15 protein-coding genes are annotated in these 20,874 nt (G+C 49.6%); 8 read left to right on the top strand and 7 right to left on the bottom strand.

Translation table 11 applies throughout. The features are described from left to right. Window positions 1-10: 10 nt before the first annotated feature. Window positions 11-1,018 carry a glycosyltransferase family 2 protein gene (locus LKK83_RS12210; protein WP_324631411.1) on the bottom strand — a complete coding sequence of 336 codons (1,008 nt, stop codon included), beginning with the start codon at window positions 1,016-1,018 and terminating at the stop codon, window positions 11-13. A gap of 262 nt (window positions 1,019-1,280) precedes the next feature. Next, entirely contained in the window at window positions 1,281-2,183 is a 903-nt protein-coding gene (locus LKK83_RS12205; protein WP_324631410.1) for an alpha/beta fold hydrolase, read from the bottom strand. Window positions 2,184-2,271: 88 nt separating this feature from the next. On the opposite strand from LKK83_RS12205, the gene LKK83_RS12200 reads away from it, so the two are divergent. Next, window positions 2,272-3,768, top strand: coding sequence for a glycosyl hydrolase family 57 (locus LKK83_RS12200; RefSeq protein ID WP_324631409.1), 1,497 nt, complete (start codon window positions 2,272-2,274; stop codon window positions 3,766-3,768). 137 nt (window positions 3,769-3,905) lie between these two features. Here LKK83_RS12200 and LKK83_RS12195 read toward each other — a convergent pair whose 3' ends face one another. Further along, window positions 3,906-5,975, bottom strand: coding sequence for a prolyl oligopeptidase family serine peptidase (locus tag LKK83_RS12195; protein ID WP_324631407.1), 2,070 nt, complete (start codon window positions 5,973-5,975; stop codon window positions 3,906-3,908). A 589-nt stretch (window positions 5,976-6,564) separates the two neighbouring features. On the opposite strand from LKK83_RS12195, the gene LKK83_RS12190 reads away from it, so the two are divergent. The 5 genes from LKK83_RS12190 (at window position 6,565) to LKK83_RS12170 (ending at window position 13,177) form a co-directional block, all read left to right on the top strand. Next, a complete protein-coding gene (locus LKK83_RS12190; RefSeq protein ID WP_324631406.1) occupies window positions 6,565-9,027 on the top strand; it encodes a PAS domain S-box protein in 2,463 nt (820 codons plus the stop codon). 2 nt (window positions 9,028-9,029) lie between these two features. After that, on the top strand, window positions 9,030-9,185 hold the full coding sequence (locus LKK83_RS12185; RefSeq protein ID WP_324631404.1) for a hypothetical protein: 156 nt from the start codon (window positions 9,030-9,032) through the stop codon (window positions 9,183-9,185). 246 nt (window positions 9,186-9,431) lie between these two features. After that, window positions 9,432-10,811 carry a VWA domain-containing protein gene (locus LKK83_RS12180; protein ID WP_324631403.1) on the top strand — a complete coding sequence of 460 codons (1,380 nt, stop codon included), beginning with the start codon at window positions 9,432-9,434 and terminating at the stop codon, window positions 10,809-10,811. A 120-nt stretch (window positions 10,812-10,931) separates the two neighbouring features. Continuing rightward, the gene (locus LKK83_RS12175; protein WP_324631402.1) at window positions 10,932-11,915 is read left to right on the top strand and encodes an ARPP-1 family domain-containing protein; all 984 of its coding nucleotides are present in this window, start codon (window positions 10,932-10,934) and stop codon (window positions 11,913-11,915) included. A gap of 137 nt (window positions 11,916-12,052) precedes the next feature. Beyond that, window positions 12,053-13,177 carry a THUMP domain-containing class I SAM-dependent RNA methyltransferase gene (locus LKK83_RS12170; protein WP_324631401.1) on the top strand — a complete coding sequence of 375 codons (1,125 nt, stop codon included), beginning with the start codon at window positions 12,053-12,055 and terminating at the stop codon, window positions 13,175-13,177. A gap of 51 nt (window positions 13,178-13,228) precedes the next feature. Here the strand turns inward: LKK83_RS12170 and LKK83_RS12165 are convergent, their stop codons facing one another. The 4 genes from LKK83_RS12165 to LKK83_RS12150 all read right to left on the bottom strand — a co-directional run bounded on the left by LKK83_RS12165 (window position 13,229) and on the right by LKK83_RS12150 (window position 16,914). Next, the gene (locus LKK83_RS12165) at window positions 13,229-13,651 is read right to left on the bottom strand and encodes a peptidylprolyl isomerase (RefSeq protein ID WP_324631400.1); all 423 of its coding nucleotides are present in this window, start codon (window positions 13,649-13,651) and stop codon (window positions 13,229-13,231) included. Window positions 13,652-13,930: 279 nt separating this feature from the next. Beyond that, complete coding sequence (locus LKK83_RS12160; protein ID WP_324631399.1) at window positions 13,931-14,557, bottom strand: TenA family transcriptional regulator; 627 nt, start codon at window positions 14,555-14,557, stop codon at window positions 13,931-13,933. Between the two features lie 128 nt (window positions 14,558-14,685). Continuing rightward, window positions 14,686-16,635, bottom strand: a complete 1,950-nt coding sequence (locus LKK83_RS12155; RefSeq protein WP_324631398.1) for an ABC-F family ATP-binding cassette domain-containing protein — start codon at window positions 16,633-16,635, stop codon at window positions 14,686-14,688. 72 nt (window positions 16,636-16,707) lie between these two features. After that, complete coding sequence (locus LKK83_RS12150; RefSeq protein WP_324631396.1) at window positions 16,708-16,914, bottom strand: hypothetical protein; 207 nt, start codon at window positions 16,912-16,914, stop codon at window positions 16,708-16,710. A gap of 485 nt (window positions 16,915-17,399) precedes the next feature. On the opposite strand from LKK83_RS12150, the gene LKK83_RS12145 reads away from it, so the two are divergent. Together LKK83_RS12145 and LKK83_RS12140 are read left to right on the top strand one after the other, a co-directional pair. Next, window positions 17,400-18,467, top strand: coding sequence for a glycoside hydrolase family 24 (locus LKK83_RS12145; RefSeq protein ID WP_324631395.1), 1,068 nt, complete (start codon window positions 17,400-17,402; stop codon window positions 18,465-18,467). A 1,123-nt stretch (window positions 18,468-19,590) separates the two neighbouring features. Then, window positions 19,591-19,959: a hypothetical protein gene (locus LKK83_RS12140; protein ID WP_324631394.1), complete on the top strand. Its 369-nt coding sequence runs from the start codon at window positions 19,591-19,593 to the stop codon at window positions 19,957-19,959. Window positions 19,960-20,874 lie beyond the last annotated feature (915 nt).

The following is a 20,874-nucleotide window of genomic DNA, read 5'->3' as shown; positions in this document are numbered from 1 at the left end:
GCAGTTTTCTTTAGCGGTTCGGGTGAATTCCCACCACTTCGCGAATCCGATAGATGGGGCGCTGTTGAGATTCGTGGTAGGTTCGCATCAGCAATTCTGCAAGCAACCCAAAGCTAAATAACTGCACCCCGCCTAACAGCAGCACCACCGACAAAATCAGCAAAGGGCGATCGCCAATATTTTGCCCAAACCCGAGTTTGATAATCGTCAAATACAATCCTAACAGAAATCCCACCGCCATCGAAAGCAAACCAAAGCTGCCAAATACATGCATCGGGCGCGTGAGAAACTTTTTCATAAAAAACACAGTAAGCAAATCCATCAACACTCGAAAGGTGCGACCCAATCCATACTTACTGCTGCCATAACGGCGTGGGTGGTGACGCACCGGCATTTCCACAATTTTTGCCCCTTCGATATAGGCTAATGCCGGCAAAAAGCGATGCAATTCCCCGTAAAGATTCATATCTGCCACAATTTCGGCGCGGTAAGCTTTTAGAGAACAGCCATAATCATGTAAAGAAACCCCGGTAACTTTTCCGATAATCCAGTTGGCAATTTTAGAAGGGAGCAAGCGAGTCAGAGCTGCATCTTGCCGATTTTTTCGCCAACCACTAACCAGATCGTATCCTTCGTTGAGTTTGGCGAGCATTTCTGGAATGTCAGCCGGATCGTTTTGCAAATCCCCATCAAGGGTAATAAAAATTTGGCCTCTGGCACACTTAAATCCCGCCGCCATTGCCGGGGTTTGACCGTAGTTGCGGCGTAGAATCACCGCTTGCAAATCATTTCGTTTGGCGGCTTCTTCTTTGAGCAGTTCGGTGGAGCCATCGGTGGAGCCATCATCGATGCAGATGATTTCGTAGCTAATTTGATTTTCGCTCAGGATATGGGCGATCGACTCGATCAGATGCGGAATGCTATCCACTTCGTTGTGAATTGGCGCCACCACGGATAAGTAAGGATGGTCTTCGGAGGTTTCATAAGCCGAGGGGCGAGAAAAGACTGTAGTATCCATTGGAGTCCTAAGAAAGAATAATGGGCTAAGGGTACGATTTAGGTATAGCTAAATTGAAACATCACTGCCAAGGTAGGGTAAAGCTTCGTTAAGGTTTTTTAATAATTCAGATGATGGGGGGATTGAGGATCTTCCCCTGGGCGATCGCAATTTGACTCCCTTGGCAATTTTGCGCTCTATCCCGCGCTTCAACGATTGCTGTAGTTGAGCCTCTTGCTTGTCCCCAGCAAGAGCTGGGAACGGAGTTGAGAGAGTGCGTCTCTTATGGCTCGATCGCTTGCCCGAAACTCCAGGTCAAAATGCGATCGGCAGTGATTTCAGGCTGTTCGAGGTGCGGCACGTGACCGCAATTGGGAATCCAAATCAGCTTTCCTTTTGCGATCGCTTTTTCAAATTTCGCCGCATCTTTCGTCCCTAAAATTTTGTCGTTCTCTCCCCATAAAATCAAAGTTTCCTTATCAATTGTGGCGATTTTATCCGCCAAAAAGTTGTAACCGCCGCTGCGGGTAAATTCAATCGTCCCTTGATTCCAACGCGGCATTTTCAGATGCAGCGCCGCACAAGTTGCCGCATCTTCCGACGCCAACCGTTTGTCGAAATAGGCTTTCAGGCTAATTTGCTGCCGCACGTTCGGATTTCGCAGAAATTCCGTAGCCAAATATCCCAACGGCGGAATCATAAATTTACCTAAAATTGGCCCTTTGGCAAATCCGGCGCTATCGATTAAGATTAATTTTTCTACCGCCTCGGGATGAGATAAGGTAAAATCAATTGCTGCCGCACCGCCCATCGAGACGCCCAGCAAAATCATCGGACGGGAAATTTGGGTTTTCCAGAAATAATAAAGATGGGTTTTAATCGCCTGGGGAGTGACGGGAATTTCCGCCAAGCGATCGCTAAATCCAAATCCCAACAAATCCACCGCCCAAGTTTCAGTTTGCGCGGCAAGTAATGGCAGCAGGCGACGAAATTCAAACAACGATCCATCAAAGCCATGTAGCAACATAATCGGCGGGTTGCCACTGCCCTGACAGGCGAAACTGCTGCCGATCGCCGTTTCGCATAACGGCGTCAAAATTTCCTGACGCTGAATGTTTTGCGCCAGAGCAATGGAAGTAGATTCGGTGAGAAAATCCACCTCAGACGGAAGAAAACTCGGAAACATGATTTTATTTTTATCCAGAACCCAGGGTGACAAACTGCCAATTGACGTTAAGCTTAAAATAACACGAGAAGGTCAAAATTAAAATCCTATGGTCTCAACGACTTCATTAACCAATCTTCCCGCTTTGGACGAAACCATCGCGGGATTGCCGAATATTTGTGGGTGGGAACGAGAAGTCCGCCTGGTGACGCAAAATGACGAGCCGGTATTTTTACCCGTAACCAATGTCCGCCTAGAAGACATCAGCGCCGCCTTTGCGATCGCCTTGCACATGCACCAACCCACCATTCCCGCTGGGGCAAATGGCGAACTGATTAGCAACCTTCAATATATGTTCGAACATCCCGGTGAAGGAGACAATCATAATGCCGGTCCGTTTGCTTGGTGCTACGCTCGTATGGGAGAATTTATTCCCGAATTGGTCAACAACGGATGCAACCCGCGCATCATGTTGGATTACTCGGGAAATTTGCTCTGGGGAGTGCGACAAATGGGTCGGGATGATATCTTAAATAACCTGAAGCGCATTACCTGCGATCGCGCCTATTATCCCTACGTAGAATGGTTGGGAACCTTCTGGAGTCATGCGGTAGTTCCCTCCACTCCCATTCCCGACCTCAAACTCCATATCCAAGCATGGCAACATCATTTTGCCGCCATTTTTGGCTGGGAAGCTTTGGGTCGCGTTAAAGGATTTTCCCCCCCAGAAATGCACCTGCCCAATCACCCAGATACCCTATTTGAATTTATCAAAGCTCTGAAAGAATGCGGCTATCGCTGGGTAATGGTGCAAGAACATTCTGTAGAAACCTTAGACGGTCAACCCCTGGGTTACAAGCACATTCCGCACCGTCTCGTAGCGCGCAATTCCCACGGCGAAACGATCGGCATCACCGCGTTAATTAAAACTCAAGGTTCCGATACGAAACTGGTGGCGCAAATGCAGCCCTATCACGAAGCCAAAGGGCAATCAAAACAGCAAATCGGTTCCCACAGCGTTCCGCCCTTAGTCACCCAAATCGGAGATGGGGAAAATGGCGGAGTGATGATGAATGAATTCCCCCGGGATTTCTTTAAAGAAACCCAGGCGATCGCCCAAGAAAATGGCGGCAAATCCGGCACTATCGCCCTGAATGGCACCGAGTATTTAGAACTCATTGAAGCCGCCGGCTGCTCTGCGGAAGATTATCCCACCTGTCAGGCGATCGGACAACACAAAATCTGGCAGCGCGTTCCCTCGGAAAAGATTACCCCAGAAACAGTGGAAGGGGCGATCGCGCAGTTGAAAGAAGAAGACCCTAACTTTCACGTCGATGGCGCATCCTGGACCAATAACCTCAGTTGGGTGCAAGGATACGAAAATGTCTTAGAACCCATGAACGCCCTCAGCGTCTTATTTCACGAGAAAATCGACCCGTTACTCGGGGAAGAAAACTTCACCCAACAACCCCGCTATCGGCAAGCATTGTTGCACAATTTGCTCTTGCAAACCAGTTGCTTTCGCTACTGGGGACAAGGAATGTGGACGGACTTCGCTCGGACGATTTACGAGCGGGCTAAAGCCCAATTAGAATCGGATTTTTAACCTCAGAATTTTAGGTAGGCGATGCCCACCTGACAGGATTCTCAACTCGCAAAAATTGCCAATCAATTATCCGTGAATTCTCCCATAATTGAGGGTAGGGTGGGCAATGCCCACCCGAGAATTATCGTTCAATGGCGTTAACCAACGGTGGCATCAATCTGCAACGTCCGAATTAAAAACGCCCATTTATCTGCCACTTCTTCGATAATTTTAGCCGTAGGTTTACCCGCACCGTGACCGGCTTTGGTTTCGATGCGAATCAGCACCGGGTCTTCGCCGGTATGAGCCGCTTGCAATGTTGCGGCAAACTTGAAACTATGTGCCGGCACCACGCGATCGTCGTGGTCTGCAGTGGTAATCATCGTCGCCGGATAAGCCGTCCCGGGTTGCAGGTTATGCAAGGGCGAGTACGCATAAAGTGCTTTAAACTCTTCCGGATTATCGGGGGAACCATAGTCCGAAGTCCAGGCCCAACCGATGGTAAACTTATGGAAGCGTAACATATCCATCACGCCCACTGCCGGGAGTGCGGCACCGAACAAGTCGGGACGTTGCGTCATACAGGCACCGACTAACAATCCGCCGTTGCTCCCACCAGCGATCGCCAGCTTTTCTCGCACGGTCCACTGGTTCTCAATTAACCACTCCGCCGCCGCAATAAAATCATCAAACACATTCTGCTTATTCAGCTTCGTGCCGGCTTGGTGCCATTTTTCCCCATATTCGCCGCCACCGCGCAAATTGGGAATGGCTAAAACCCCACCGAGTTCCATCCATACCACCAGGGACACAGAAAAACTCGGCGTCAGGGAGATATTAAATCCGCCATATCCATACAGGTAGGTGGGATTATTTCCATCCCGTTTCACCCCCTTTTTGTAGGTGATAAACATCGGTACCTGGGTGCCATCTTTGCTGGCATAAAAGACCTGCTGGGTTTCGTATTCCTCGGGGTTGAAATCCACGGTGGGTTGCCGATAAACCGTACTTTCCCCCGTGACCATATCGTAGCGGTAAATCGTCGGCGGTGTGGTAAAGCTGGTGAAACTATAAAAAGTTTCTACATCGTAGCGCTTGCCGCCAAAACCGCCCACGGAACCAATCCCGGGTAATTCCACTTCCCGCGCGAAGGAACCATCGAGTTCAAAAATTTTAATTTGACTGCGAGCGTCTTTGAGGTACTCGACGACAAAGCGATCGTTTAGCAATCCCACATCTTGCAGGGTATCTTCGCTTTCGGGAATGATTTCGCGGCGTTCTGCGCTGCGGGTGTCGATCGCAATTACTCGACCGCGCGGCGCATCTAAATCGGTTTGAAACCAGAATACTGTGCCATCGTTATCGATGAAACTATATTGCGCTTCAAATTCGTCAATCAATTCGATGACTTCTGCCTCGGGGTCGCTTAAGTCTTTGTAAAAAACCATATTTTTGGGGTCGGTGCCGCGCCACACGGAGATAATCAAATAGCGGCCATCTTCGGTGACATTGCCGCTAAATCCCCATTCTTTTTGGTCTGGGCGGTGATAGATGAGTTCGTCTTCGGACTGGGAGGTGCCCAATCGGTGGTAAAAGAGTTTTTGGTAATAGTTGACATCTTCATATTGGGTTTTTTCGTTGGGTTCGTCGTATCGACTGTAAAAAAAGCCTTGATTGTCATGGGTCCAGGATGCGCCGGAAAATTTAATCCATTTCAGATGGTCGGATAACTCTTCATAGGTATCGATATCCATGACTTTCCATTCTTGCCAGTCGGAACCGGAAGCGGATAAGCCATAGGCGATTAATTTGGCATCCTCGCTAATGGCAATTCCCGAGAGAGCCACGGTGCCATCTTCGGACAGTTTATTGGGGTCGATTAAAAGTTGGGGTTGGTCCTCGAGGTGATTTAATACATAGAGGACGCTTTGGTTTTGCAGTCCATCATTTTTGAAGTAAAAGTAGCGATCGCCTTTTTTAAAGGGAGTGCCGTATTTTTCGTAATCCCACAGTTGGGTGAGACGCTGTTTGAGCGGTTCGCGTTGGGGAATTTCCTGGAGATAACTGAAAGTGACTTGATTTTCCGCTTCGATCCAAGCTTGGGTTTCCTCGGCGTCGGGATCTTCCAGGGGTCGATAGGGATCCCGAACCTGCACGCCGTGGTAATCTTCAACTACATCGCTTTGGGGCGGTTTTGGATAGTTTAGGGAGGGTTTGGAATAATTCATACACTTTTGGTGCTAAGCAGCACTGTCTAGTGTAGCGCTTCCCTGAGAAGCGGATCCATTCGGGGGATCGAGTGGGATTTGCGATCGCCTATTCGGCAAAAAATCCGAAAAAATAGCCGCTTTGTGAAAGGTCTACTCCCCTGTGGTGGCGACAACGCCAAGAAATGCGATCGCTCCATCTATTCCCTCACGCACAGCAAGTTTTGCTACTGTGAAGCTATAACGGAGCGCCACATCCCCACTTGGGGGTAGCAACTCCATCAGAGCGTACTTTACCCTAGGGGAAGGGGGATCCCATCTGGGGCAACCGAACTCGCGACCCGCAAAGGGGAAGCCCACCTGTTATCGGTGCCAATCTGTGGAGTTTTGCCCGGGAAACTATGGGGGATGCCAAACGCCCTTTACACCGCCGGGGTCGAGTAGCAAGCCTCAAACCGCCTTGCTTTTTTAGGGGTTATGAGTTGGATAAAATGTGCTTTTTTTTGGAAAAAATCCCCAAAAATTGCCAATAATTAATGCAACCTGCTGAAAATTTCGACTTCATAACTGAATTTTAAACTGTCTGTTTTCCGATTTTTTCTACTTTACTATGGCCAAAATTTTGATTGTGGATGATGACATAACCGTTCAGTTGGTCCTGCAAGACCTGCTGGAAAGCGAAGGACATGAGGTGGCGGTTGCCCTCGATGGCGAGGAGGGGCTGCAACTCGCCCATAAACTACATCCGGATTTAATGATTTGCGACTGGATGATGCCGGGAGTTGATGGACTCGAAGTCTGCCGACAAGTGAAGGCAAATCCGGAATTAGCCGCCATGTTTTTTATTCTGCTGACTGCTCGCGAAGAAGTGACCGATCGCGTGGAAGGTCTCGATACCGGTGCGGATGATTTCCTCTCTAAACCTATCGAAACTGAGGAATTTTTGGCGCGGGTGCGCGCTGGGTTGCGATTGCACAGTTTAACCCAAAAATTAAGCCAAGGAAATCAACAATTGGAAGCCTTGGTTGAGGTGCAGCGTCGCTTATTGGCAGTGCAAGGAAATATGGCTACCGCGACAGAACCCGCAGCGCTTTATCCTCAGATTATCGCACCATTAGGACAGGCAGCCAGTGCCAGTCACGTTTATCTGTGCCAATATCATCCAGACAGACCCGAACACCCATTCCAACTTTTGGCGCAATGGTGCGAGGAAGACAATCGCATCAATACTGAACCAGATTCCCACAGTTCTGCATCTGCCATATTTAATTCCTCGGCATTGATAAAAGGATGGATTCCGCAGTTAGAATGGGGTGAAATTATTGGGGGGGTGGTGGCGGATTTTCCCGCCGCCGAACGGGAGACTTTAGAAGGGGTGGGAATTCAGTCGATTCTGGTTTTACCCTTGATGGTTCATGGGGAATTTTTTGGGTTTATTTCGTTTGATAATTGCAAGGAAGCGCGGGCCTGGTCCGAGTCGGAAGTCTCGATTCTGCGGGCAGCAGCGGCAGCAGTGTCGCTACAAAAAGAGCGCGCGATCGCGGAAGATGCCCTTCGCAAAAGCGAGGCGCGCTATCGCGCGATTGTGGAAGATCAAACGGAATTGATCTGTCGGTTTGCCCCGGATGGTACCCTGACGTTTGTCAATGACGCTTACTGTCGCTATTTTGGGGTGCAGCGATCGGATCTGATGCGCGGATCCGTGGTGCCTCTGATTCCCCAATTCCCTCGAGACCCCGCCCAGACCCCAGTGCTCAGTCGCGAATGTAAGGTCATCCTCCCGAATGGAGACTTGCGAATTCAACAATGGACCGAACGGGCTATTTTTGACCCCCAAGGAGAGCTGACGGAGTTCCAAGCGGTGGGGCGCGATATCACGGAACGCAAGCAAGCAGAAGCGGCGTTGCGATCGAGTGAGGAACGGTTTCGTCAGTTGGCGGAAAATATTCAAGAGGTGTTTTGGATCGGCGATCCGCAATACAGTAAAATTCTCTATGTGTCTCCCGCTTACGAACAAATTTGGGGGCGTCCTCGGAAGGAATTGTACGAACAGCCTTATGCCCGTTTGAATGTCATTCATCCCGACGATCGCGATCGCGTTTTGGCTGACTTGATGCCTTTAGAACAACTGGATATCGAATATCGCATTTTGCGCCCCGATGGCTCGATTCGTTGGATTCGCGATCGGGGCTTTCCCATCCGCGATGAGCAGGGCCAGGTCTACCGCATTGCCGGGATTTCTGAGGATATCACCGAACTCAAACAGGCAGAAGAACAACTGCGCCAAGCTGTGGCAAAAGAACGGGAAATTATGGAGTTTAGAACTCGGTTTGTCTCGATGGTATCTCACGAGTTTCGCACTCCTCTCACCACCATTCTTTCTTCGGCAGATTTACTGGAATTTTACCTAGAAGAATGGCCCAACGAGAAACAAGACAAAAAACAACAATCTCTCGAACGCATTCAAACTGCGGCTGTGAATATGACGCAGTTACTCGAAGATGTACTCTTCATCGGTCGCGCCGAAAATCATCGACTTCCCTTTACTCCAAAACCGATAGATTTATCCGAGTTTTGCCAAAAGATTGTGGAAGAACTACAGCTATCGGCTGGAGAAGAAACTTGGATTAATTTGACTCATAAAATCCCCTTACACGAAGCTGACACCACTGCGCTTAGCAAAGCTTGTATGGATGAAAAATTGCTGCGGCATATCCTCACGAATTTGCTCTCTAATGCCATTAAATATTCTCCCGATGGGGGCGAAGTTGATTTTGAGCTAGCTTGCCATCAATCTGAGGCAATTTTTACCATTCAAGATTCTGGCATTGGCATTCCCCCAGAAGAATTACCCCGCTTGTTTCAAACGTTCCATCGCTGTGGTAATGTGGGCAATATCCCCGGAACGGGTTTGGGTTTGGCAATGGTAAAACGCAGTGTGGATTTACACGGTGGTACTATCGATGTGGAAAGTGAAGTGGCTGTCGGAACTCGGTTTACGGTAAAACTCCCGTTGCACCATTCCCCTCAAGGGTCGAATGTCGGTTCGTCAAATGGGAATTCCTTCGCATAGTCATGCGGTTTTCTTCCCTTTCCTATGGGCGCTTACACCTGGATTTCTCTGTTTCTCGTTATCGGATTTTAGTGACAATGGGTAGAAAATACGCGATCGCCCCCCTGCGCGATCGCCGCGTTTTTCCTCCCCTTCTCGAGTTCTTTTCTTATCATTAATCGTTTATCCAAAGCCTTCTGTGACATTCCCAGAAATAGTTGGGTGGGCAATGCCCACGGTACAAATATTGCTTATTGTTAACCAGTTATAAGCTTGAAAGCGCTGTAATCTCCCACTGACAAAGGGTTTCCGATTTATTGCCCGCAGTGATTGACAAGTTTGTAGTATTGTTGTAGTATTGAGTAACATCAGCAAGCGAGAGGGGGAAACCTCTCGATGACAAACTGCGAGAAGGAGGTGGCGAGATGGATGCGAGTCAATACACATTCGGCGGATTTTTAGACCACCTGCGACGCGATCGCCTCCCGTTGCAACTGCGGCGCAATGGCCAACCGGCACAGTGGGCGGACGAAGCCCTGCACCAGTGGGCATACCAGGGAAATCCGGAACTCTATGCCCTGTTAGGGGTAGCGTCTGGGGTACAACCCGAACAGCGCTTACGCATCTTGTATCAACTGTTGCGGGTATCGCGCGCCGGAATGGCCAAAGAGCTGCGCCGCCAGCTCGATCGCCCGATCGCGGTGTTGCTAAGGATTTTGCCGCCCGATTCCGTGCTGACTGTGTTTCTGGCATTGCGCCGCGATCGGGCGAATCACAAGCACACCGCCAAAGCGATTCTCAAGTATATCCTAAATCATCCTCACTTTGAGGACATGGCGCGCTGTCGGCGTCTGGCTGTGGTGGATTCCCTGGAACATGCAATGGGCAAAAATGTTGCCCGCGCCTGTGCGAAAATGCTGTCATCTTCTGAGTGCGCCGACCCAATCTATCTGCGCCGCCACCTGCTGCGCTTTGCTCGCGAACCGGAATGGGTGAAACAAGTCTTCCCCCTGCTTTACGCATCGGGACCGCGCACCCCCGGGCAAGGCACCTATCAGCTCGTGCATACTCAGTATGCCGATCGCATGGGAGAACGGCGAGAACGCCCGAAAACCATCACCGCCACCAATCGCGGGGATATTTCCGCAACCCTGGTTCACTTATACCGGGGTGGCACATCGCCGCAATTGCAACAAGCCCTCGATCGCTATGTAGAAGTAGCCGCCCGGGAGCTTCCCGTTTTTGCCGGCAAACTGGCGATCGTGCTGGATGCTTCCGCCTCCACGCGCGGATATGGGGAACGGGAATACTGCAATATCGCCCAGTCGATGGCCCTGACATTGGTGCTGCAAAAATGCTGCGATCGCGCAGAAGTATTTACCGTCGGCGGTTCCGGGAAAATCCCGATTCCCGAAGGTAGCTCCGATCTGGCGTCAGCGACGATTTGCGCCTTGGAAACTCAACCGGATCTGGTGGCGATCGTTTCTGACGGATACGAAAATCTGTATCCCTCCGACTTGGCGCGCGTGGTGGCGACTTTACCGCAACTGAACCTTCGCACCCCGGTGGTCTTTTGTCACAGCAAATTCACCAATAACGACGACTTGAGCTTGCGCCAACCCGCGCCGAATTTACCGCAAATCGAATTCTGGCATCAAGATGATTTTGAAGAAGTTATCTTGTCGCTGTTTTCTCTCCTTTCGGGAAGTCATGTAGAAGCAGCCATGCAGAATTTTTTGCGGCAAAAACTCGAAGCGCTCGAACAGCGTTTTAGTTCCGCCACCGAGTTAGCAAAAACGGCTTAATTTCCGTCGTTTTCCTCATGAGCTGCAAATGCCTATCTGTAGAGACGCGATGAATCGCGTCTCTACCACCATTCACTCAAAACCCGCGCCATTTCCCCACATTTTTGACGGAGGAAACACATGGAATGCAAACAATTAGTTCCCCAAGCATTTGACCTAGCACCGTATCAGTTCGGGATGCCACAAAAATCCGGTTTCTTGACCGTCGTGCCCATTTTTGGCAACGATCGCAACGGGCAATTTACCAGTCCCCTTTCCGGGCTAAAATTGTCTCGCGTTACCGGATATGGTAGTGTAGAATTAGCCAACCCCGGGGACACTGGATTGGCGATCGTGCCCCTTCATATTGGCTACATCCAAGACAAAGCGCAAAACCATGCCCTCTGTCGTTCTGCATTTATTGCGGCGGGTCAAAAACTGATGTTTCAAGATGCGTGCTGCGTGCAAGAATCCCAAGGAGGCTATCTGGAAGAACGGGACCAGTGGTTCTTCATTCTCCCGGTACAACTGCGATCGCAAGCATTATCCTTGCGCGGGCAAAATGACTTCACCAAACTCTGGGAGGGGATTAGCGAATTAAACCGACAATATGGGTTGAGCGATCGCGGTCATCTCGAACAAATTATCGCCCGCAAACGCGCCTTTTTGACCCAATATCAAAGCCGTTTAGAATGTCTTCCCGGACAAACCGGGGCGCTATTCTTCTTGCAGGATAAATTAGCCGGGGTAGAAATTGCCCCCAATGCGGCATATTTCCGCGAAATGTGGATGCCCTTGGTCTGTTTCTGCTACGGGGCGGGGGCGATGTATTTCGAGCATAACGCACCGGAATCGAGCGAAACGAAGGCTATTCCTTTTGCGGCAAAAACCCTACAGGAATTGCGCGATCGCCTTCACGAAAGTCGCCTACAGGTGCAAGAAAATCTGCTCGATTCGTTAGCCAAAACCCCACCGGAAACCTTTAAAATTACCGAAGAAGAACGCTTTCTGGAATTCCAATTAAAGACGGCTGAAGGCAATAATTTTTCCGGTCAGTTTGTGGAAGAAAAGGGTGAGTTAGTCTATGCTTCCCTATTTGCCAAACCGGAATATCTGGCGGCTTAAACTTGCGATCGCGGTTTTCAATTGCACATTTTTAATGGATTGTCAACTGTCCTAGAATCGTAGGGTGGGTATTGCCCACCCTACCGCTTTTTATGGGGTTTATTTTTTTTGACAACCATGCTAAAATAGGCTTTATTATGAATCAATACTTTGCTACAGTAGCGCGGGGATTAGAATCGAGTGCCGCGCGGGAGTTAGAGCGCTTGGGGGCGCGGGAAATTCGCCCGGATTTTGCCGGGGTGCATTTTGTCGGCGATCGCCCCTTATTGTATCGGGTGAATTTGTGGGCGAGAACCCTGTTTCGCGTCTTGGTTCCCATCCGAGAATTCCCCTGCGCCAATGCCAAAATGCTTTATCGGGAAGTGCAACAAATCCAGTGGAACGAGTATCTCGAGCCGGACAATACCCTAGCCGTTCGTTGCACCGGCGGTAACAAAACGCTCAACCACACCTACTATAGCGCCTTGCAGGTCAAAAATGCCATTGTGGACCAACAGCGCCAGGAGTGGGGAAAGCGCTCCAGTGTGGATGCGAAAAATCCCGATTTGCAGTTAAACCTTCACATTCATGGCGATCGCGCCATTCTCAGTTTAGACAGTTCCGGTCACAGTTTGCATCGACGCGGATATCGCCAAGCAATGGGAAACGCCCCGTTAAAAGAAACCTTGGCGGCGGCAATTTTAGATTTGGCAGAATATGACGCCACTTTGCCCTTTTTCGATCCGCTTTGTGGGGTGGGAACGTTACCTTTAGAAGCGGGGTTAAAAGCGTTAAATATTGCCCCGGGATTGTTTCGCGATCGCTTTGCATTTATGACTTGGCGCGATTTCGACGCCCCACTGTGGGAAAACCTGGTTTTAGAGGCAAAAAATAGCCAGCGCGATGCACTTCCCGCGCCAATTTATGGCAGCGATCGCGATTCCGAGGTCATCAAACTCGCCCGCGTCAACGCCCAAAACTGCGGACTTGCCAACCGGATAAAATTGGTACAAAAGGAATTTTATCATATAGAACCGCCCAGCGATCGGGGAATTGCGATCTGCAATCCGCCCTATGGCGAACGCATCGGAGAACTGCGCGAACTCGGAGATTTTTATAAAGCGATCGGGGATATTTTAAAACAACGCTTCACCGGATGGGTGGCCTATATTTTATCGGGCAATAAACAACTCACCAAACGCATCGGATTGAGAACTTCGGCGCGGATTCCAGTTTATAATGGTTCCTTACCTTGTACGTTACTTAAATACGAATTGTATTAATAATTTCAATCCCTCGTTCCCAGGCGGAACCTGGGAACGAGTGAGTTGCGATTAATTCCGTTCGATTTTCACCGAGAGAATCTTATCTCCCTGACGAATCGCATTCACCACATCCATATCTTCGGTTTTGCCAAAGGTAGTGTGCATTCCATCTAAATGCGGTTGCGGAGAATGGCAGATAAAAAATTGACTTCCGCCAGTATTCGGTCCGCGATGCGCCATCGAGAGGGTACCGCTCAAATGCTTGTTTTTGTTAATTTCGCAGTTGATGGTGTAACCCGGTCCGCCGGTTCCCGTTCCTTGAGGACAACCGCCCTGAATCATAAAATTAGGAATGACGCGGTGAAAGGTCAAGTTATCGTAAAATCCACTTTCCGAGAGTTTGACAAAATTTTTCACCGTGTTCGGTGCATCCTCATCGAATAGTTCCAGGTTAATCGTCCCTTTTTCGGTTTCCATAATGGCGCGAGTCATGGTTTCTCCTTACTTCTCGAATGATGATTGACAAAGTTGGGTGGTGGTGGTATTAGAATCAGTCTCGATTCTAGAGTCAAGCAAAGGTGCTGCGTTCTCTGAAAACAGAGGCAAATTCCCACCGCCTAAGAATAGTAGTTTAGCTTCCCATTAGCGAAATCGCTCTTAAATCTCAAGATTTATTAATATTTTCCCGAAAAGTTCGGCATTGCGCCGAGAGCGCAACCCCGAACGAAACCTATCCCCAATCGGGTAAAGGAGTCGGATATTTTTAGACTGCTACTGTGCCGAATTAAACGCCATTTGCCAAAAATCTTTTTCCAACTTTGCCACCGTGACAAACGCTTCTTCCGCTTGCTCTTGAATGGTTTCCGAGGCAGTTTCTAGGGAAATATCGGCAAGGCGTTCTAATTGTTTCACGTACTCCGTAAACCCGGGATTGCCCCAGCGATCGGCAAATTCGCTGTAGGGTGCCGGCATTGTTCCTGGCAATTGCCATCCTTGATTGTACGCGAATTCTATCCCCCACAATGCAGTGGATTGCACTGGATAAGGTGACAGGGCGAGACTGTGCATGTAGTCGCAATATTCGGCGCAGGTGGGTTGTTTGGGGACATCCAAATAGAGCGATCGCTCCGATGCTTTGGCTTGAAACCAGTTTAGCTCATCTTTTATCGCACTCAATCCCGACAAGAGAATATCGAAATCCGACTGTGGGGCGATCGCGACAATCCGGGCCAGCATCCGGGTAAATTCTAGTACAAACTGATAATCTTGCACCAACCAAGTATTGAATTGTTCGGCTTTGATGGTTCCTTGTTGGCACTGGGTTAAAAATGGATGCACCGTCGCTTCATGCCACAGTTGACGGTGTTTTTCCAAAAGTTGATTGCAACTCAAACTCATAATCAATTGGGTAGAAACGCCCTCGTTAGGAGAAACTGATTGATTTCTATTCGATTGTAGTATAGCGCGTGCCAATCGTTTCCAGGCGGCGAAACCTGGAAACGAGTTTACCAGCCGAGAGACAGAGATTAACTCGCCGATGCGGCATCAATTTCTGCCAGTTCCATCCAGCGTTCCGTCGCCGCCTCGATCGCCTCGCCAATCGATTCCATTTGCGCGTGCAGTTTTTGCACTTCGCTCACCGATCCAGGCGGTGCATTATAAAGCGCTTTTTCCAGTTCGGCTTTTTCCGCTTCCATCTCCACAATTTTAAGTTCCAATTGCTCGTATTCCCGCTTTTCTTTGGAAGATAACTTGCGATTTTGGTTCTTATCCCAAGTCATGCGCTGGGATTTCCAGGATGTATTTTTGGATTTGGTTTCTTTTTTCTCCGGTTCAGCCGTAGCTTGTCGCGCCGCTTCCACTTCCTCGGCAGTTTTGAACTCCAGATAAACCGAATAGTTGCCGGGGTACTGGCGCAAAATTCCGCCCTCTTCTAAGGCAAAAATGGTATTGACGGTGCGATCGAGGAAATAGCGATCGTGGGAAACCACAATAACGCAGCCGTTAAATTCTTCTAGATAATCTTCCAGAATCGATAAGGTTTGCACGTCCAAATCGTTGGTGGGTTCGTCGAGAATCAGCACATTTGGGGCACTCATCAGCACGCGCAGCAAAAATAAGCGTCGTTTTTCGCCGCCAGAGAGTTTGTGAAGGGGTAAATATTGTTGATTGGGCGGAAACAGAAACCGCTCGAGCATTTGCGAAGCACTAATTTTGGTACCGTCGGCGGTAGTGACATATTCGCCTTCTTCTTTGAGATAGTCAATGACGCGCTGATTTTCGTTGAGGGCGGCTAATAAATCGTCCGAATGCTGATCGAAATAGCCGATGTGAATGGTTGCGCCAATGTCTACAGTTCCCGCGTCTGGTTCGAGGCGTGCGGTAATCAAATCGAGTAAAGTGGATTTTCCCGCCCCGTTTTTGCCAATTATACCGATGCGATCGTCGGGGTTGAATCTGTAGGTAAAGTCTTTGACGATCGCCCGATCGCCGTAGGATTTAGATAAGTTTTCCAGTTCGATAACTTTCTTGCCAATTCGCCGACTAGCGGTAGAAATTTCGACTTTTCCCAGGGCTTGTTTGAACTCCCGTTCCTGCATGTCTGCGATGCGATCGATGCGGGCTTTTTGCTTGGTACTGCGCGCTTTCGGTCCGCGTTTGAGCCATTCTAATTCCCGGCGCAATACCCCTTGATGCTTGCGCTCTTGACTGACGGCGGCGGATTCGGCTAAAGCTTTTTTCTCGAGGTAATATGCATAGTTGCCTTCGTAGGCGTAGAGATCGCCTCGGTCAATTTCAATAATTCGATTCGTAACCCGATCGAGAAAATAGCGATCGTGGGTAATTAATAAAATCGCGCCGCGAAAGCTGTTTAAATAACTTTGCAACCACTCGACAGAAATTGCATCTAGATGGTTGGTGGGTTCATCCATCAGCAACACATCCGGATCGCGAAGCAATGCCGCCGCCAGGGCAATGCGCTTGCGATATCCGCCGGAGAGACTGCGGATCGGCGCATCAAAGTCATCAATGCCCAGTTTGCTGAGAATAATTTTCGCGTTCGTTTCCAGTTCCCAGGCATTTTTTGCCTCCATTTGCTGCATCACATCGGAAAGACGCGCCAGCAGTTGACGATTCTCCGGATCGCGAGCGATTTGATGACTGAGCTGTTCGTATTCGCGCACTAATGCCATGCGATCGCCGCTATCTGCAAAAACCTGTTCTAAAACTGTGTGGTTTTCATCTAGATCCGGTTGCTGAGGTAAGTACACGATTCGGGCATTAGAATTGACTATCAGTTCCCCACCGTCGATGGGTTCTAATCCCGCAATCATTTTTAATAAAGTAGATTTCCCCGAACCATTGGTGCCGATGACGCCGACTTTATCCCGGGCATCCAGGCTAAAATTGGCATCTCGGAGAATTTCTTTTATGCCAAAGTCTTTTTTAACGGATTGTAATGTGAAGATGCTCATCGAGTTCCTAAGCGGCTGCTGATTCTTTCCGATCTAATATTATCGCTTAGAAATGGCGCGTTTGGGGGTGAGTTATTCCGAATTGGGTTTGTCCCTGGCAACCGGTTGCACTCTCCGGGGGATTTGTCTGGGTGGTTTTTGCCGTTCCTTGCTGAGATTTTCCGCCACTGCCCTCAGAGGAGAGTGGATGCAGAAGCAGTGATTTGGCAAGACAAAAAACGCGGCGATCGCGGTGTATGGGTTTTTCGAGACAGAAAATGCCTCAAGATATTGTACCACTATTTTTTTTCCTTTGAACCACAAGTTAATTCATAAAAATTATGATAAAAATCAATCAGAGTGATTAAAATTAATGCAGGTTTCTCATTCGGGAGAGTCGGCAATTGAGTACAGACTCAACCTTGGAGAGAGAAAAAAGCACTGGCAATTCTACCCCTAGGCTGGTTTTTTTGGGGGGAGAGCGCGCATACTGATGGAGAGGGATCGATTTTCCCCAGGCTCGATGGCCACCGATTATGGGAAAATAGATGGGCGTGAAAAACCTCGATTGAGGCCGCGATCGCCTTCGGAAAGCTTTCCATTGTCGTGGATGTCGTATGCTGGAAAGAGATTTCCAGGGAAAAGCGATTCGGGTCAACTCTGCGCGCGGGAATTGGGTTCGGCTTTCTCCATGAGATGCCCTGGCGCATCAACCGAATCCCTGGCCCTCGTCAGGGAGGAAACCCTCTCGAACGTCGTCAGCACTCAGTCACTCAAATGTAGCAATGAATCAGGATCAATTATTAGTAGAAGACTCTCGCATCGGTTATTCCGATACCGAGTTAATTCAGTTGTGGGTGCAGCAAAAAGCCCCCCACCAACGGCGATGGGCGTGGCGGTTGGTGAAAGAGTTTCTGCGCTTTGTGGGCAAACCGTTGGGAACCGTGACCTTAGCTGACGTGCAAAGATATGCTCAGGCGATCGCCGCGCGCGGAATTCCCCCCAAAAAGGCAGCGCGACGGTTGGGGACCTTGAAATCCTTGTTTGGATTTGCTTATCAAATCAGGGCAGTGCCGATGAACATTGCTTTACATCGTTGGCCCAAGGTAAAACGGCGGCGATCGCCCAATTCCTGGCGATCGGCGGCGGCGATTTTCCTGCAAAAGTACCTCTCCTCTTCTCCCACCGCCTGGAGGCGATCGCCTCATAAACGCTCAAACCGCCAGATTTTTGGCATGTGGTTGGGTTTCCTCCTCTGCTTGGGCGGGTTGAGTCTCACCGTTTCGCGCCATATTTCTCCAGAAGAATCCACCCCATCCAAGCGGGAAAGACGCGCATCCGATGCCCCGGGGGATGCTTTATCCCCACCACAGGGATCCGCTCGAATTGCGGCGTTAAAACAGGCGTATGTGAAGGCTTTTCTCGATACCATTGCCTGGGCAGAAGGCACCGCCGGACCCGATGCCTATCGAATGCAATTTACCGGCACCACATTTTCGAGTTTTGCGGATCATCCGCGCGAAATCAAATGTGGGTGGCGCTACGGGCAAAGACTCTGTTCCGATGCTGCCGGTCGATACCAGTTTCTCAGCACCAGTTGGGATAGACTGGCGAAAAGAATCGGTGCCAAGGATTTTTCTCCGGCAAATCAAGACCGCGCCGCGATCGCCATGCTGGAAGAATATGGGGTTTTAGCGGATATTGAAGCCGGTTTGATTCACTTTGCGGTGCTAGAACTCATGCCGGTGTGGCCTTCATTCCGGGATGTGGGAGAAGGCGATCGCACTAAGGCGATCTCCCGCGTAGAAGCAGTTTATCAAGAAAAATTAACCCAATATCACCCGGACCGATAAGTTTTTTGTCCCGAAAACTTTTGTGGTTTTGCAGGGGTGTTTTTTCCTCGCCATCTCCCCTCGCTTCGCCTCCAAACCCATCGGTTTCGCCATGCCCTTTCCGATTTTATCCCCCTCCAGTGTTAGGGTCTCTACCGGATCTGATAATATAGCGCCCAAGTGCTGTTTGGTGCTTTAAATTTACCTCCAAAGATAGAGTTGTCCGAGAATGTGTACGCCCCAAAGGACAGTTTCGGGGGTAAACTTTTTCGCCACATTATGTCATGGATCTTGCATTTTGCTTGATATCCTGGGCTGAGGAATAGATGTAAAAAAGATTGACTCCGCGTAGGCGGAGGAGGGTTCGACTCCGTTCATCCCCCGAAAAGCCTTGGCGCGATTTCAATCGCCCCCGTGTTAGGGGCGTTTGACCGGACATCAGATGAGGCTTGCTCTGAGAAAGCAGGGATTTCGAGGGCGAAATGACCGCCTTCAGAGGCTTGGATGGTGCATTTTGCTCAAAAATTACCCCTTTTCCTGCTCCTGTTATTTTACTTATTAAAATGTTACAATTTTTTATATTTGAGGGATAGCCGCGTGGGTCGAGTTTTCTACATCTCGTTCATAGTGGAACATCAATTTAATCTCTGTCTGATGAGGGATTAAAAAGCGCAAAACGCGGAACAATATAGTAAATAGCTCAATCGATTTTGATTAAATTGGCTCCCGGGGTAGAAGAGGGTCGATTTAATCGATGAAAAACTTGAGGGAAAGCCGAGCGAACCACAAGTTGCCAATATGGGCGGTCTGAGTTTCGGGAAAATATCTCCCGGTTTGAGAACTCGGGACGGAGCGCTCCTTGTGTGAGCTATGCCATGCCTTTGGCGATCGCTTCGGGGAGATTGTGGGGTGGGCAATCTCTTGTCAGGCGGCTCATGTGCCCGAGAAAGTTAGTTTTCCTGAAAAGCGATCGCACCGACACAGTGGGAAAAAATCTCCATAGGGATTGAGGGAGTCACAGTCATTTGGGCTGATTGATGCTCCACATGAGGCGAAATCAAACCGAGAACCCCACCCTCGGACTAAACCAGGCGATCGTCGAGCGTTAACTCAATCATTGTTTTTCCGCGAATAGGATTTTTTTATGAAAGCAAGTGCCATTCCCGTGAAATTAAATCCCCAACCGCCAACCCCCCGCGCATTCTCCGAACATGCAGAGGGAGTCGCTTCGTTAGAAACCCGGGCGATCGGCTGGATTTTGCTAACCCTGTTGTTGCTGCTCGCCACCTTAACGATGTGGGTTTTCTCGGTGTGGGCGGAAGTTGCCACCCCCAGTTTACTGCCCACCCTGTGGATTTTTGGAACCATGACGACTTTATTAAAAATTCTCACCGGTGTGGCGGGAATTTTGGCGGCCATTACCTTTGTCTCCTATCGAGCTAAAGTGCTTCGCTGCGGATCGTCACCGCTGGAGTCCAGGTTTTCTCATCCCGCATCTTTTGGCAGTGGATAACCTATCACAGGGGTGCGCTCTATCCCGGCAATTCCTCTCCTCCATACGGAAGGAAAGGTTGCCGGGAATTTAGTATGGGTGGTTCTTCCCGGTGAAGATTGGGGTCAGGAATGCAGAGGGTGGGCGGCGCAGGGCGGAGGTGGATTTCATCTCACATCTGCGCCCTCCAATTCATCGGGGGGTTGGGGGGAGACGAGAGCAAAACGTCACCCTCGCTTTTTCCACATGCAGGCGGACGGGAAAGTAAAACCCTTGTTGGAGGTGGCAATTCCCCTCCCGCAAAGATGCGATAAATCCAGGTCTCCATAAGAAGTCTGACGGGAGTCCCTTTGCCGCATTTCCGGTGGATCTGGGCGAGGCGGATCCCTGGAGTCTCCTAAATTTGAGACAGTTTTCACCGCAGATTGCCCTTGCCCGTTGGGCACAGAACGAAGCAATACCTGCAAGAGCAAGGCAGTGGGCGTGATGCCACGGCGAACCCGGCTAATTGGTTGGCCGTGTTCTTGGTTGGTACTCAGGCAGGAATTAAATGACGAGGCTTTAGTGTAGGGGCGCGAGGCGATCGTCAAAAAGGTTGGCAATGTCAAGATTTTTTGACAGATTCCCTGGCGGAATTCCTTCCCGGACGAGAGGCGCGTACCAGAAGCGATCGCAATTGAATCCCCTCAAGGGGGGGGTGGTGGTATCCAAAACATCACAAGCATTAATTGACCTCAATCACATCCATCTCGGTCAAATCGATTCATAATGAAGTTATTTAGACAAACTCTTAAGCTCTCTGAAACAATGCAACCATCATTGATGTTGTCAGAGAGCTGCTTAGCTCTCTGGAAACTGTCAAAAAAGAGGGGTGTGACCCACAAGTGGGGTTTCCCCTCCTCAAACCGATTGATTGACTTTCAGACTTAGCGGTTT

Origin of the sequence: Phormidium sp. CCY1219, from assembly GCF_035615515.1 — a bacterium.
Classification (GTDB): Bacteria; Cyanobacteriota; Cyanobacteriia; order Cyanobacteriales; family Laspinemataceae; genus CCY1219.
This window is presented reverse-complemented; position numbering and strand designations above follow the sequence as displayed.